Source organism: Streptomyces sp. NPDC127106, assembly GCF_042677605.1.
GTDB lineage: Bacteria > Actinomycetota > Actinomycetes > Streptomycetales > Streptomycetaceae > Streptomyces.
The window spans coordinates 95,017-109,393 of the sequence record NZ_JBHXTC010000022.1 but is presented as its reverse complement, the minus strand read 5'-3'; the positions used below and the strand labels follow the sequence as shown (position 1 = coordinate 109,393).

At 70.4% G+C, this 14,377-nt stretch carries 12 protein-coding genes; 7 read left to right on the top strand and 5 right to left on the bottom strand.

Features of this window, described 5'->3' with window-relative positions; translation table 11 throughout:
- Positions 1–267: 267 nt before the first annotated feature.
- Complete coding sequence (locus ACFVGY_RS20065) at positions 268–462, bottom strand: hypothetical protein (protein ID WP_385679048.1); 195 nt, start codon at positions 460–462, stop codon at positions 268–270.
- Positions 463–1,157: 695 nt separating this feature from the next.
- Here ACFVGY_RS20065 and ACFVGY_RS20060 point away from each other — a divergent pair.
- Positions 1,158–1,460, top strand: coding sequence for a hypothetical protein (locus ACFVGY_RS20060; protein ID WP_385679045.1), 303 nt, complete (start codon positions 1,158–1,160; stop codon positions 1,458–1,460).
- A 379-nt stretch (positions 1,461–1,839) separates the two neighbouring features.
- Here the strand turns inward: ACFVGY_RS20060 and ACFVGY_RS20055 are convergent, their stop codons facing one another.
- The gene (locus ACFVGY_RS20055; protein ID WP_385679042.1) at positions 1,840–2,940 is read right to left on the bottom strand and encodes a serine hydrolase domain-containing protein; all 1,101 of its coding nucleotides are present in this window, start codon (positions 2,938–2,940) and stop codon (positions 1,840–1,842) included.
- A gap of 470 nt (positions 2,941–3,410) precedes the next feature.
- On the opposite strand from ACFVGY_RS20055, the gene ACFVGY_RS20050 reads away from it, so the two are divergent.
- From ACFVGY_RS20050 to ACFVGY_RS20030, 5 genes are all read left to right on the top strand, one after another.
- Complete coding sequence (locus tag ACFVGY_RS20050) at positions 3,411–4,655, top strand: glycosyltransferase (RefSeq protein ID WP_385679039.1); 1,245 nt, start codon at positions 3,411–3,413, stop codon at positions 4,653–4,655.
- A gap of 124 nt (positions 4,656–4,779) precedes the next feature.
- Positions 4,780–6,954: an RNA polymerase recycling motor ATPase HelR gene (gene helR, locus ACFVGY_RS20045; RefSeq protein ID WP_385679036.1), complete on the top strand. Its 2,175-nt coding sequence runs from the start codon at positions 4,780–4,782 to the stop codon at positions 6,952–6,954.
- 395 nt (positions 6,955–7,349) lie between these two features.
- The gene (locus ACFVGY_RS20040) at positions 7,350–8,462 is read left to right on the top strand and encodes a S1 family peptidase (RefSeq protein WP_385679033.1); all 1,113 of its coding nucleotides are present in this window, start codon (positions 7,350–7,352) and stop codon (positions 8,460–8,462) included.
- An 869-nt stretch (positions 8,463–9,331) separates the two neighbouring features.
- Positions 9,332–9,691: a hypothetical protein gene (locus ACFVGY_RS20035; protein ID WP_385679030.1), complete on the top strand. Its 360-nt coding sequence runs from the start codon at positions 9,332–9,334 to the stop codon at positions 9,689–9,691.
- Positions 9,692–9,704: 13 nt separating this feature from the next.
- The gene (locus ACFVGY_RS20030; RefSeq protein WP_385679027.1) at positions 9,705–9,884 is read left to right on the top strand and encodes a hypothetical protein; all 180 of its coding nucleotides are present in this window, start codon (positions 9,705–9,707) and stop codon (positions 9,882–9,884) included.
- 137 nt (positions 9,885–10,021) lie between these two features.
- Here ACFVGY_RS20030 and ACFVGY_RS20025 read toward each other — a convergent pair whose 3' ends face one another.
- From ACFVGY_RS20025 to ACFVGY_RS20015, 3 genes are all read right to left on the bottom strand, one after another.
- On the bottom strand, positions 10,022–11,113 hold the full coding sequence (locus tag ACFVGY_RS20025) for a PP2C family protein-serine/threonine phosphatase (RefSeq protein ID WP_385679024.1): 1,092 nt from the start codon (positions 11,111–11,113) through the stop codon (positions 10,022–10,024).
- Positions 11,110–11,265 (bottom strand): hypothetical protein, encoded by a 156-nt coding sequence (locus ACFVGY_RS20020; RefSeq protein ID WP_385679021.1) that lies wholly within the window; start codon positions 11,263–11,265, stop codon positions 11,110–11,112. The genes ACFVGY_RS20025 and ACFVGY_RS20020 overlap by 4 nt, the downstream gene beginning before the upstream one ends.
- Positions 11,266–11,344: 79 nt before the next feature.
- Entirely contained in the window at positions 11,345–12,193 is an 849-nt protein-coding gene (locus tag ACFVGY_RS20015; protein ID WP_385679019.1) for an aquaporin, read from the bottom strand.
- A 237-nt stretch (positions 12,194–12,430) separates the two neighbouring features.
- Between ACFVGY_RS20015 and asnB the strand changes: the two genes are divergently transcribed.
- A complete protein-coding gene (gene asnB, locus ACFVGY_RS20010; protein WP_385679016.1) occupies positions 12,431–14,284 on the top strand; it encodes an asparagine synthase (glutamine-hydrolyzing) in 1,854 nt (617 codons plus the stop codon).
- Positions 14,285–14,377 lie beyond the last annotated feature (93 nt).

The following is a 14,377-nucleotide window of genomic DNA, read 5'->3' as shown; positions in this document are numbered from 1 at the left end:
CCGGGGGGGGAGCCGCCCCACACCACATGGTCTACCCGGTTTTCAACCACCCCCCCGGGTGTCACCCGGGGGCCCCCCCCCCCGGGGGGGCCACCTTCCTACGCGGAGCGGCATCGGCGGGCTCGCTGCCGCTGGCGGCTGCCGGCCGCTCCAGGCGGACCACCGGCCCGTCAACGGCGCTCGCCGCGTCTGTCGGGCCGAGGGTCGATGAGGCAGGCCTCGCACCCGCAGGCAGGCAGGGGGGCGGACCGCACTCTGGCCGGCGGGCTACGGCCGACGGCGCCAGAAGCGGATCATCCGCGCGTGCTCCCGGATGATGGCCGGACGGTCCGGCGGCTGGGAGCCGTCCAGAGAGATGCGCAGTGTGTAGGCGCTGTGCCACAACCAAGCAATGATGACGGCGCAGATCGCGACGACCGCGTACGGGGCGTTGACGGCGAGATTCCCGATGAGTTCCTGCATCGTGTCCTCCACGGACGCTCGAAATCGTCTTCGATGAAGGACTGCCACACCGCACTGCGGCGCGCGAACGACCTCAACGAAGACAGCGTGACCACTGTCAACGCAGCGCCCGCGTGGCTGCGCCCGCCGCGAAGGGCGGTTTCGTTGAGATCGGTGGACGACGTGGGCCCCGAACTCGGTCAGGCGTACTGCTCCTACTCGCGGGCCTCTTGCCCCTGGGTGGCGGCAGGCAAGAGCACTGCAGGGGGCGTTCAGAAGCCCCCGGAGACGCTTGGCGTCGTCTCTGGAAGGTTGGTTCGCGGGTTGCTCTCCCGCTCTCCGGGCAACTGGACCCGGTCTTCGTTACCTTACCCCGAGTAGTCGAGTCGTCACAAACGTGCACGTCGCAAAGGGGATTGAGGATGCGGACTGCCCGCTGGCCCGGGTGGCCGGCCGGCGGCCGAGGAGACGGGACGTCGGCCGACCCTCGCCGGGCTTGAGACGACGATCGTCCCGTCCATGACCTGGGGTCCGCGGATCGGCATCACCGCGATCGCCGGTGAGATCGACGGCTGCGGCCGCCGACCCACGGCGGCGTGGTGCCGGTGCCCTGGTGCACGGAGCGTGGGAGGGTTGCGGAGCCCGTGATTCGTGTGGGAGTGCCGTGGCCGGGCAGGGGGAAGGCAGGGACCGTACCGCGGGAGAGGAGCAGGACCATGACCGGACAGCCGGACGAGGTCGCCGTCGAAGCGGCGCACGAGCCGCACGATCCCGCCCCGGGCGAGCGGGCGGTCCTCGACCAGGTGCGGGCCGAGGCCACCGGAATGCGCCACCACCAGGCCGAGGCCGCGCTGGAGGCGGCCCGCGAGGAGGGCGCCGACCCGGCCGTCGTGGCCGAGTGGGAGCGCATCGAGGAACACCTCACCACGCACGGCGGCCCGTACGCCCCCGAGACCGACCCTTACGTCCAGGGCCAACTGGAGGCCCGCTCCCACCACAGCGACGACGACCGGGCATGAGACGGGTTGATCGCGATTGGGCGACCCGGGTCCGGACCCGGACCCGGATGCAGGGAGTGGCCGCGGTGACGGTGACGGTATTGGTGTCGGGCGTTCGGTGTCAGCAGGTCGAGTGGAAGAGGCCGCCCACGGGCCGCGGTCCGGCCGTCAGGGTGTTGTAGAGCTCAACGGCCGCCCGGGTTTCGTTCACGTGTACCACTGCCCCGGCCTGATCCTCGGGGACGGGGCCCGGCCCGTCGGGTTGTCAGCGTCGATCATGCGGACCAGCATCGCAGCCGCGGGGGTCACCCGTTCCGGCAGTGCGCGGTCAGCCGGCGGCTCACGGAGCCCCTGCACGGTCGGCAGGGGGCCTCGGGCGGGTCGAGGTTGCGGCTGGTGGTCAGCGGAGCTTGGTGCACAGGGCCGCGTCTACCGCCCTTTGGAGGTGACGCAGGCTTTCGCCTTCGGCCGCCCAGGTCGTGGTGTAGACGGTCACGGTCCCTCGGCCCGCCGTGGCGCGCCCTCCGCCCACCGAATTGCCGGGCAGATCGCCACCGTGGCCCCAGTAGACGCCGCCGCAGCTGAGCGGGATCGAGGCGACGCCGTAGCCGTAGCGGCTGCCCGCCGGGTAGACGTCGCGCCCGCCGACCGCGGTGGTGTCCTGGGTCATCTGGCGCAGCGCCCAGTCGGGCAGGAGGCGGCCACCGAACAGTCCGTCCCAGAAGGCGTTGAGGTCCTTGGGTGTGGAGACGAGGCCGCCGGATGCGCCGAACTCGTACCCGGGGAGCTCGGTCACATCCACTCGACCGGCCTCCGGGGCGGCGGGGTGGACACCGTAGTTGCGGGCGTGCGGTCCGCGCAGCGACAGCTCGCCGGGTGCGGGCCAGTAGGTGTCGTCCAGGTGCAGCGGGCGCAGGATCGTGCGTTCGACGTACGTGCGGAAGCCGACACCCGATGCCTTGTCGATCACCATGCCGAGTGCCAGGTAGTTGGTGTTGGAGTAGCCCCAGTCGGTGCCGGGCTCGAAGACTGGCTTCTCCTTGAGGGCGAGGGCCAGGTAGTCCTCGGACGTGCCGGGCTGGGTCCAGTCCACCCGCGTGGTGTACTCCGGCAGCCCGCTGGTCTGCTTGAGCAACTGCCGGATGGTGATGGGCCGTTCGACCAGCTGTGGCAGGTAGCGGCCGGCGCGGTCGTCGAGGCGGATCCGCCCGTCCGCCACCAGGCGCATCACGGCTGCCGCGGTGAACGCCTTGGTGTTGCTGGCCAGCCGGATTCGCCCCCGTGCATCGACCATGGGCCGGCCCGACTCCCTGTCCGCGACACCGGCCCTGCGCGTCGTCCTGCCGTCGTAGGCCAGCGCACCCGGCACCCCGTCGCTCTCGACGAGCAGGTCCAGCTGCCGCTGTACCGGGTCGACCGGCCGGGCCGCCGCCGCGGGGACGGACGCCCCGATGATCGCTGCGGCGAGCAGAACCGTGCTGGCGATGTGCTTGCGGTACATGAGCTGTCCCCCTGGTCGTGGGCCCGCACGGGCCGTTCAGTCGCTCGGCGACGACTCTGTCAGGACGCCGACACAAGATCACTACGCTCGGCCCCCGAACTGGACGGCAGCCAGCCCCCTTGACACATCACCGCGTGTCAGGTTCACAGTCACGCTGCGGGACACCGGCAGAACCGCAGGTCGTCGACCCCAGCCACCTGCCGGGGACCGGCACCTGCCTTCCCGCCTCCCCATCAAGAAGCCCTTCACGGCAGGGCGAAGGAGAGGGGCGGGGAGTGTTGAAGGCGGTCCGCGCTGCGTCGTGGAGGTGTCGTTCCGGCACACGAAGGGCGGAAAAGAGAAAAGGCAAGAAGCATGCCAGCTCCTCGCCACTCTCAACTTATAGCGCACCGGGGGGCTTGCCGCAAGGCCCAGGTCGTACAGCAGAATCACCGACCTAACCCAAAGATCACGAAAACGGGGAGCCGGACATGCGGGTGTTGTTCTCGACCTACGGGTCGCGCGGGAGCGTCGAACCGATCGTGGGGCTCGCGGTGCGGCTGCGGGAACTGGGCGCCGAGGTGCGGGTCTGCGCGCCGCCGGACCAGGAATTCGTGGAGCGGCTGGCCGGGGTCGGTGTGGAGATGGTGCCGGCCGGCCGTCCGGTCCGCCCGGTGGTGACCACGGTCACGCCGGGGTCGGCGGTGGGCCTGGCGCAGCGTGCGTCCGAGTTGATGGCCGTCCAGTTCGACACGGTCGCCGCGGCGGCCCGGGGGTGCGACGCGCTGGTGGTGACCGGCCCCCTGCCGGTCGCGGCCGCCGCCCGGTCCGTCGCCGAGAAGCTGGGCATCCGCTACGTGCACGCGAGCCACCAGCCGGTCAGCCTGCCGTCGCCGCACCGCAGGCCGCCCGTGCGACGAGGCCAGCCGCTGCCGCCGGAGACGGTCGACAACCAGACCCTGTGGGACGAGGACGCGGGGATCGCGCACACGATGTTCGGCGAGATGCTCAACACCCACCGCGCGTCGGCCGGCCTGCCGCCCGTGGACAACGTCCGCGACTATGCGTTCACCGAACAGCCGTGGCTGGCCACGGACCCGGTCCTCGCCCCGTGGCAGCCGACGGACCTCGGCGTCGTGCAGACCGGCGCGTGGGTCCTGCCGGACGAACGCCCCCTCCCCGCCGATCTGGTGGCGTTCCTGGACGCCGGCGAGCCGCCGGTGTACGTGGGCTTCGGCAGCACGCCCGTGACCGCACCCGGGGACGTCGCGCGGGCGGCCATCGGGGCGGTCCGCGCCCAGGGGCGCCGCGCGGTCGTGTCGCGCGGCTGGGCCGGCCTGGCACTGATCGACGACCAGGACGACTGCTTCCTCGTCGGCGAGGTCAACCAGCAGGCCCTGTTCCGCCGGGTGGCCGCCGTCGTCCACCACGGCAGTGCGGGCACCACGACGACCGCCACCCTGGCCGGGGCGCCGCAGGTGGTCCTGGCCGGCGGAGGCGACCAGCCGTACTGGGCCGGCCGGGTATCCGGCCTGGGCATCGGTGCGGAGCACGACGGTCCCGCCCCGACCACCGACTCCCTGTCGGCCGCGCTCGAAACCGCCCTGACGCCCCGGACCCGAGAACGGGCCGCCGCCGTGGCCGCCACGATCCGCACCGACGGAACGACGGTGGCCGCCCGCCTGCTGCTCGACGAGCTGAGCCGGGAAAGGCCCGCGGTGTCCGCGTCCGCGTGAACCGAGCGGGATCCGGACCAACCACCCAGCCCCATTCCACCCCACCCCCACCCCACCCCCACCACCACCCCCACCACCGCACACCAAGGTCGCGACCGAGCGACCCCAGATCGGAGCCGCATCCGTGAACCCGCTGACCACCAGCGTGTTTGACCTTCCCGACCACCTCTCCGCCAAGGCCGACCCGAAGCTGGTCGCCGGGGACGAGCAGCACTTCGCGGCCATCGCGGAAAGCCTCGACCAGACGATCGCCGAGGTGTCCGAGCGGCTCGCCGCCCAGCGCAGGGCGCCCGGCGGCATCGGCCGGGAGGCGATGGACCGGGACGCGGAGATCCACCGGCTGACCGCCCGCCTGCGCGTCCTGCGCCGCTTCGGCCTGGACCTGTGCCTCGGTCACGTCGTCAGCGCCGACGACCCCGAACCCCTGTACATCGGACGGTTCGGCCTCACCGACAGCACGGGCCGTCGGCTGCTGGTCGACTGGCGCTCCCCGGCCGCCGAGCCGTTCTTCGCGGCCACCCACGCCAACCCGATGGGTCTGGCGAGCCGTCGCAGGTACCGCTGGACCCGCGGCCGGATCGGCGACTACTGGGACGAGGTCTTCACCGCCGACGGGCTCGAAGGGCACGCCGCGCTCGACGACCAGTCCGCCTTCATCGCCAGCCTCGGCGGCAACCGGTCCTCCCGCATGCGGGACGTGCTCGGCACCATCCAGGCGGACCAGGACGCCATCATCCGCGCCGGATCCCGCGGTGCCCTCGTCGTCGACGGTGGTCCCGGTACGGGCAAGACCGTCGTCGCCCTCCACCGCACCGCCCACCTCCTCTACTCCGACCCCCGCCTCGGACACCGTCGCGGCGGCGTCCTGTTCGTCGGTCCGCACCGCCCCTACCTGGCCTACGTCGCCGATGTCCTCCCCAGCCTCGGCGAGGAGGGCGTACAGACCTGCACCATCCGGGACCTCGTCGCCGAAGGGGCCACGGCACCGGCCGAGAGCGACCCGGACGTGGCCCTCCTGAAGTCGTCCGCGGACCTGGTGAAGGCGGTCGAGGCGGCCGTCAGGATCTACGAGGAGCCGCCCGCCACGGGAATGACGGTCACGACCCACTGGTCCGACGTCCGCCTGAGCGCCGATGACTGGGCGGCGGCGTTCGAAGCGGTGGAACCCGGCACACCGCACAACGAGGCGCGCGAGCAGATCTGGGAGGAACTGGTCACGATCCTGCTGGACAAGCACCACGACGAGGGCGACGACGATGACGACGTCCCGCCCGAGCTGTTCCGCAGGTCGCTGCGCCAGAACAGGGACCTCGTCACGGCCCTCAACCGTGCCTGGCCGATGCTCGAAGCGACCGACATCGTCGCAGACCTGTGGTCGGTACCCGCGTACCTGCGCAGGTGCGCTCCCTGGCTCAGCCGCGACGAGGTGCACAAGCTCCAGCGCGAGGACGCCCAGCGCTGGACGGTGTCCGACCTGCCGCTCCTGGACGCGGCACGCCAGCGGCTCGGCGATGCGCAGGCCTCCGTGCGCAAGCGTCGGCACGACGCTTCCGTCGCCGCCGAACGCGAGCGCATGGCCGGCGTCATCGACAGCGTGATCGCCGCCGATGCCGACGGCGAAGGCGCGGTGACGATGCTGCACGGCAAGGACCTCCAGGACAGCCTGATCGACGAGACCGCACTGCCCGGCACCGACCGGGACCTGCTCGCCGGCCCGTTCGCGCACATCGTCGTGGACGAGGCGCAGGAACTGACCGACGCCGAGTGGCAGATGCTGCTGCTGCGCTGCCCGTCCCGGAGCTTCACCATCGTCGGGGACCGCGCCCAAGCCAGGAACGGGTTCACGGAGTCCTGGCAGGAACGGCTCGAGCGGATCGGCCTCGACCGGATCACCATGACCTCCCTGGGCGTCAACTACCGCACCCCGCAGGAGGTCATGGCGGAAGCCGAGCCCGTCATCCGGGCCGTGCTCCCGGACGCCAACGTGCCGGCCTCCATCCGCAGCAGCGGCGTCCCCGTCGTCCACGGATCCGCTTCGGAGCTGCACTCGGTCCTCGACACCTGGCTCGCCGCGCACGCCGAGGGGGTCGCCTGCGTCATCGGCGACCCCGGGTTCCGCACGACGTCCCGCGTGCGGTCGCTGACCCCGGGACTGTCGAAGGGGCTCGAGTTCGACCTGGTGGTGCTCGTCGATCCGGAGGAGTTCGGCACGGGCGTCGCCGGCGCGGTCGACCGCTACGTCGCGATGACCCGGGCGACCCGGCAGCTCGTCATCCTCACCGGTTCCGACCGGCGGTAGTGGACTTTCGGCCCGAGCCGGCTTCCGAACCCGCCGAACTCCAGGACCTGCTGGACCGGGCGTCCGCCGGGACACACCCTTCGGCTCGCTCCGCGCATCGAGGGAGCCGGCGGTCGGCTCGCGCTGTTCACTCCCGCGCGCCCCGCGCGTGCGCTGCTCGCGCCTCTGCCGAGGCACTGCGGATGCTGGCTACCTTTCAGCCGGGTTCCGAGCCACGGAACGTGACGCCCGCTGCGCCCGCCACCAGGAGTGACGTGAAGACCAAGTTGCAACGTAGGCTCATACCGTTCGCCGTTGCCGTCGCCAGCGCATTGTGTCTGGCGCCTTCGAGCGCGCAGGCGGGGTCCGGAAGGCAACCGAGCCCACCGGGCGTGCACCCCGCCGTCCTGCGGGCCATGCAACGCGACCTGAACATGGACGAGCCGACCGCCCGGCGCCGTGTGGCCGATGAGGCCCGGGCCGCAGCGGTGGAGGCCGAGATCGTCCCCGCGCTCGGCCAGGCGTACGCGGGATCGTGGTTCGACCCGGCTTCCGGCAGGCTCACCATCGGGATCACGGATCCCGACCTCGCCCGGCAGGTGGCGGCCGCGGGCGCCAACCCGAAGCCGATGTCGTACTCCTACGGCCGGCTCGACTCGATCAAGCGCGAGTTGGACGACCTCGCCGCCAAGGATCCAGCCGCAGCCGACGGTGTTGCCGCATGGCGCGTCGACCCGATCAGGAACCGCGTGGTGGTCACCCTGCTGACCGGACGGCCGCGGAGCGCCCTGGCCGCGGCCGCGGGCCGTCATGGAAACGCCGTCGCCTTCGAATCCACGACGCACGAGGCCGTCTCGACGGCCGACTACGTGGACGGCGGCGAAAAGATCACCTCGGCCGGGAAGGCGTGCTCCATCGGATTCAACGCCCGGCTGACGTACTCGGATCTCCCCGGCGTGTCCGACCCGGTGGTCATCACCGCCGGCCACTGCGCCGACACGACCTCCTACGACGTGTACGCCTACGGCCAGAGCCCGTCCGTCGGCATCCGCCTCGGCCGCTGGTGGCTCCGCGACTTCGGCCGGGACTGGGCCGTCGTCGGCGTTACGGACCGCGAGAACTGGATCCAAGGCCCGTGGGTCGCCCTGCACACGGCGAACGATGACTACGCCACCATGTTCGGCACCCAGCAGCAACCCATCGGTGGCACCGTCTGCAAGTCGGGGATCACCACCAAGGTGACGTGCGGAGTCATCCGGGCCCGCAACGAGACGGTCCGCCAGTCGGACACCGGACGGTCCGTCACCGGGCTGACCCGGCACACCGCCTGCGCGGAACCCGGCGACTCCGGCGGCTCCAACTACACCCCGGCCAGTCAGGCTCAGGGCGTGACCAGCACCTCCACCGTGATGACTGACACGTCGGGCCGCAATCGGTGCCTGTCAGTGTTCGGCCAGGAGAACCGCGGCTGGTACGTGGAGATCACGTACATTCAGGGCTACACCGGTGCGAGGATCCTCACCGGGTGACCCGAGCCCACGGCAAGAGCCCCGGCACCAACAGGGAAGGTCCCCAGCGCGGGCAGGTGCTGCCGGGCCGGCTGGGGACCGCCGGGGCGCTGCGGTGGCGCGCTGCTGCCCCGTGCACCCTCCTTGACCTTCAACGTCGAGGCCGCGGGCGACGTAGGTCCACGCCACGCCCCACGACTACGAGACGGTCAACCAGCTCCGGCCCCCGCCGAGAGTGAGGTCGTCGCCACCGACGGGCCCTGACCCTGGTGCAGTGGGCGCGTGCCGCCGCGAGGTCCCGGAGACCGGCGACTCGCTCGCCTCTACCGCCGGGGCGCCGGCGCGAGAGCGAACCCCGCAGGGTGACCGCACTTCGATGTCCGTCCGCCCCGTGCCCCCTCCGTCGAAGCGGACCCAGCGGAAGCCGAGTTCGAGCACTGGAGTCAGGATTCTGGCCCGCCTCCGCCCGGTGATCCACCGGTTCCACGCCCCGGTACTCAGGCAGCCCGAACACGCCACCGGGCCCGCTCAGCAACCGAGTGGCGCCGGGACTGCTCGTGGCAACTTCACCGCGCGGACCCATGCCCCCCGCAGGAGCACCTTGCGTCATGTGGTGACCCCATCCACGGGACGGACGGGCGAGAGGCCTGCCCAGTCGGTGGGGCAGATCGGCGGAGCACACGGGTGCGCGTCTGCTTCGGTCGGACAGTGGCGTAATTTCGGCCAGCTGGCGGGAATTCGACATTGGGCGGCAGGTTTGCCAATGGCGAAGTTGATCAAGCTCAAAGCTTCCTCAAGCGGGGTTCCTTCGATGATGAACTGTGGGTAGATTTCTCGTGATCAAGGAGGTGTCGCCTGACCAGCGGCACGTCTCGACGGAAGCTTTAATAATGAAGAAGATTGTTTCGAGTGTCGTCTCGGCTGCCATTATCAGCGGTGTGGTCCTGGTTGGTGGCGCTGGAGTGGCGTACGCTGAATCGGGCCCGCAGTCCGTGGTTCAGTCTGCTCAGGTGAACCCGCTCGAGGAAGCGCGCTCGAAGTGCATCATGGCGAAGAGCAAGCGTGACTGCGAATGCCTCATGACGCACGTCAAGATGAACAACATGGTGAAGAACTGCCTGATCAAGGGCGGTATCGGCGGGGCGGGTGCCCTGATCGTCAGCCGCTTCGTCAGTAAGGACGTCGCGAAGGACATAGTTTCCAAGGCGGTCGTCGCCGGTGCCACCGGCTGCCTGGCCTCTCTCGTGTAAGACAGGTGAACTCATGGCCAAGATAGTGTTTACTCTCCTCTGGGCGGCTGTGCTCATTGTGGTAAACCAGGTGCTTCATGGAAATGTCTGGGGGCAGTATCTGTCCACATTCCTCCTCGGGGGCATTTACGCCCTCGCCCTCGCCAAGGTTGAATTCCTTCGAGGTAAGAAGGTCGATGAAGCGTCAAAGTAGTCGCGTCTTGGTCGTGGCTCGCCGGAAATTGACCCGGCGTCGGAAGTGAAATTCGCCGGCGGTGCCTTTATGGTGCCGCCGGCGAATTTTTTTGGTATCCCGGAGCCGGCCCGCACCCGTGGACCGGGACTCCTGCCTCAGGGCTCACGCAGGCGAACGGCGAGGGCGGCGATGTCGTCGTCAAGGCGTCCTCTGCTGTAGCGGAGGAGGTCGTGGTGAAGAGCCGTGAGCAGTTCGCGGGGCGGCGTCGGCGGCTGTCGACGCATCCAGGCCGCCAGCGGGAAGAACTCGCCGTCGTGGGCGCGGGCCTCGGCGATCCCGTCGGTATAGAGGAGCAGCAGGTCGCCGGGGGCGAAGTCGAAGGTGTCGACGTTGTAGTGATCACCGATCAGCTCCGCGAGGCTGAGCAGCGGCGAGGGGGTTGCGGGTTCGAGGACACGGAGTTTGCCGCGGTTCAGAAGGAGGGGTGGGGGGTGTCCGCAGTTGAGGATGCCGATACGCCCGCCCCCGTGCGGGATCTCGGCGAGCAGGGCGGTCGCGAAGCGCTCCATCGGCCCGTCAGGAGGAAAGGCCGCGTTGTACCGGGTGCTGCTGGCGTCCAGCCTGCGGGCGACGTTGACCATGTCGGTCTCGCCGTAAGCCGCCTCCCGGAAGGCGTTGACGATCGCCGCGGCCGCTCCCACGGCCGGCAGGCCCTTGCCCCGTACGTCACCGATGAGCAGCCTCACCCCGTAGGGCGTGTCGACCACCTCGTAGAAGTCCCCGCCGATGCGGGCCTCCGCCGCGGCCGCGAGGTACAGCGACTCGATCTCGACGTTCCCGAAGCGGCGTGGCATGGGGCTCAGCACCACCTGCTGCGCCGCGTCGGCGACGAGCCGTACCTGGAAGAGCGTGCGCTCCCGCTGGAGCCGGACATGGCTTCCGTACGCGGCGGCCACGGTGACCGCGATGATCCCCGCGGCCGTCCACCACGTTCCCAGATCGGGGAAGACGAAGCTGAGGCCGATCATCAGAAGGAGGCAGACCGTCCCGAGCAGGACGGTGGGGAGGACCGGCCACATGGCGGCGGCCAGGGCCGGCGCCGCGGGCAGGAGGCGACTGAAGGCCATTTCCGGCGGAGTGGCGTAGGCCAGGCTGGCGATCACGACGGTCAGGATGACCGGCGACAGCCGCACAAGCCTCCCCCGGCCGTTGCGCCGACGGAGCCGCGGCCGTCCTGACTCGATCACAGTGCACAGAATAACTGCACAAAGGGGGCATAGCGCTCCGACGGACCGAGTCGGCTGTGGCGCGGGGCGCCGTCGCGCGATGCGAACAGCGGACCGTTGAGGTCGACGTCCTCGGCGTCGGGCGGGTAGGCGATCACGTGGGGCACGGCCATGGCTCCAGGGTCGGGGTCGTGCCCCGCCGTCGCATCCGGGCAGGGGCCGTTCGGGGCAGTGGCGTCAGGAAGCGGCACGTCAGCGTCGGCGCAGCAGCGGGGCCAGGGCCGCGGCCACCGCCGAGCCGGCGACGGGCGCGAGCAGGTACGCCCACAGGTGGCCGGTGGTACCGGAGAACAGGGCCGGGCCCAGCTGCCGGGCCGGGTTCCCGGCACCACCCGACAACGGCCCGAGGAAGATGATGACCGCGGCCACGCAGGCACCGATCACGGGCGGCAGGAAGCGCAACAACGGCGGCCGGGTGCCGAAGAAGGCCACGATCAGCATGATCACGGTCATGGCGGCGGCCTCCACCGCGAGCACGGCACCCGAACCCCACCCCTGGCCGGGGGCCAGCGCCGCGTACCCGACCTCGGCGGCGGCGTCGCCCCACACCAGGTCGGCCAGGGCCACCCCGGCCACCGAGCCGGCCAGCTGGGCCACCACGAACGGCAACACCGCCTTCCCCGGGAAGACGCGCAGCATCCACAGGCCGATGCTGACGGCCGGGTTGAGGTGACCTGCGGTCTCGTGGCGCATGGACGGGCCGAGCACGGCCGTCACGATGCCGCCGACCAGCAGGCCCATGACCAACAGCTGCGAGGTGAGGGTGGGCAGCAGATCCGTCAGGGGCGAACCGGGTCCCGCCACCCAACGGACGGTGGTGACCACGATGAACAGCATGGCGGTGGTCAGCGCGAACTCGTACGCGGCGACCAGCGAGAGCGGAGGGCGTTTCGCGGCCGTGGACGCGGACGGAGCCGCGAACGCAGACGGGTCCGTGGACGACGGGGACGTGGACGACGAGGACGTGGACGGGGCCGCGGCCGCGGCCGCGGACGCGTCAGGGGGCGGGGGCGTCGGGGTCTCGAAGGATGTCAATGTCACTCCATGGAATGTGCGCTCCGCTGACCGTGAACGACGATGCGTGCATACGACACTCTGTCAAGTGCCGTCAACCGGTGGTCAACCGGACGACTGACGAAGTACCGGCCACCTGACGGAATGAGCCGTCGGCGATGGACCGGCGATTTCGGGCTCTTCGAAACTCTGGGGGTCGGCCAAGGACACCTGGCCTGATCACCTCCCCCTTGTCGAGCCTTCATCGAGAGGAACCGATCACCTATGTGCGGCCTTGCCGGATGGGTCAGCTTCCAGCGGGACCTGACGTCCCACACGGACCTCGCGTCGGCCATGACGCACACCATGGAGTGCCGCGGTCCCGACGCGCACGGTCTGTGGACCTCGACCCACGCCGTCCTCGGCCACCGCCGACTGGCGATCATCGACCTCGAGGGCGGCAAGCAGCCGATGGCGTCCTTCCAGGACGACCACACCCAGCCGGTCATCACGTACACCGGTGAGGTCTACAACTTCCGGGAGTTGCGCGAGGAGCTCAAGGGCCTCGGCCACGAGTTCCGCACCACCTCCGACACCGAGGTCGTCCTGCGCTCCTACCTGGAGTGGGGCGTCGACTTCGCGGAGCGGCTGAACGGCATCTACGCCTTCGCCATCTGGGACCCGCGCACCGAGGAGCTGCTCCTGGTCCGCGACCGGATGGGCGTCAAGCCGCTCTACTACTACCCGACCGCCGACGGCGTGCTGTTCGGTTCCGAGCCCAAGGCCATCCTGGCCCACCCGGAGTCCGAGGCCGTCGTCGACGCCGAGGGCCTCAAGGAGATCTTCTCCATCGTCAAGACCCCCGGTCACGCCGTCTTCCGCGGCATGCACGAGGTCCTGCCGGCCTCCATCGTCCGCTTCACCCGCGAGGGCACGACGGAGCAGGAGTACTGGAAGCTCCAGGCCCGCCCCCACACCGAGGACCTCGACACCACCATCACCCACGTCCGCGAGCTCCTCGAGGACATCGTCGAGCGCCAGCTCGTCGCCGACGTCACCGTCGGCACCCTGCTCTCCGGTGGCCTGGACTCCAGCGCGGTCACCGCGCTCGCCGCCAAGGCCCTCAAGAAGCAGGGCATCGAGCAGCCCATCCGCGCCTTCTCGGTGGACTTCAAGGGCCACGAGGACCGCTTCGAGGCGAACGTCCAGTGGGCCGACCCCGACACCCCGTTCGCCGTCGAGGTCGCCAAGGACACCGGCGCCGAGCACATCATCGTCACCCTGGACAACGAGGACATCCTGGACGACGAGGTCCGCTCGACCGTCCTGCGCGCCCAGGACCTGCCGGTCTCCACCGGCGACATGGAGTACTCGCTGCTCATCCTGTGCCGTGCGCTGAAGGAGCAGATGACCGTCGCCCTCTCCGGCGAGGCGGCCGACGAGCTCTTCGGCGGCTACACGTGGTTCCACGACGAGGAAGCCGTGGAGCTGGACAGCTTCCCCTGGCACCACCCCTTCGAGAAGGCCGGCGGCATCGGCGCGCTGAAGACGCTGGGTCTGTGGGACAAGCTCGGCCTGACGGAGTACGTCAAGGAGCGCTACGCGCAGGCCCTGGAGGAGGTCCCGCGCCTGGAGGGCGAGACCGGCCTGGAGGCCCGGATGCGCGAGGTCACCTACCTCAACCTCACCCGCTGGGAGAACTTCCTGCTGGACCGCAAGGACCGCATCAGCATGGCGGTCAGCCTCGAAGTCCGCGTCCCCTTCACCGACCACCGCCTGGTCGAGTACGTCTACAACACCCCGTGGGCGTTCAAGACCTTCGACGGCCGCGAGAAGAGCCTGCTGCGCGCCGCCATGCGCGGTCTGCTGCCGGATTCTGTCCTGGACCGCAAGAAGAACCCGTACCCCTCCACCCAGGACCGCACGTACGAGCTGGCCCTGCGCGAGCGGGTGGAGAACATCCTGGTCGAGGGTTCCCCGGTCTTCCAGCTCGTCTCCGAGGCCGACATCCGCCGGCTGCTCGACGTGCCCGAGGGCTCCTACCACGTCGGCGGCCCCTGGAGCGCCCGCGCGGTCCTCGAACGGCTCATCGAGTTCAACACCTGGGTCACCGAGTACGAGGTCCGGGTCGAGTTCTGATCGGCGTGGGGCCGCCCCGCCCCCCCGCGCCCCCGCGCCCCCCCCCCCCCCCCCCCCCCACACCCCCATCAAACACAGGGGGGCTCACACACC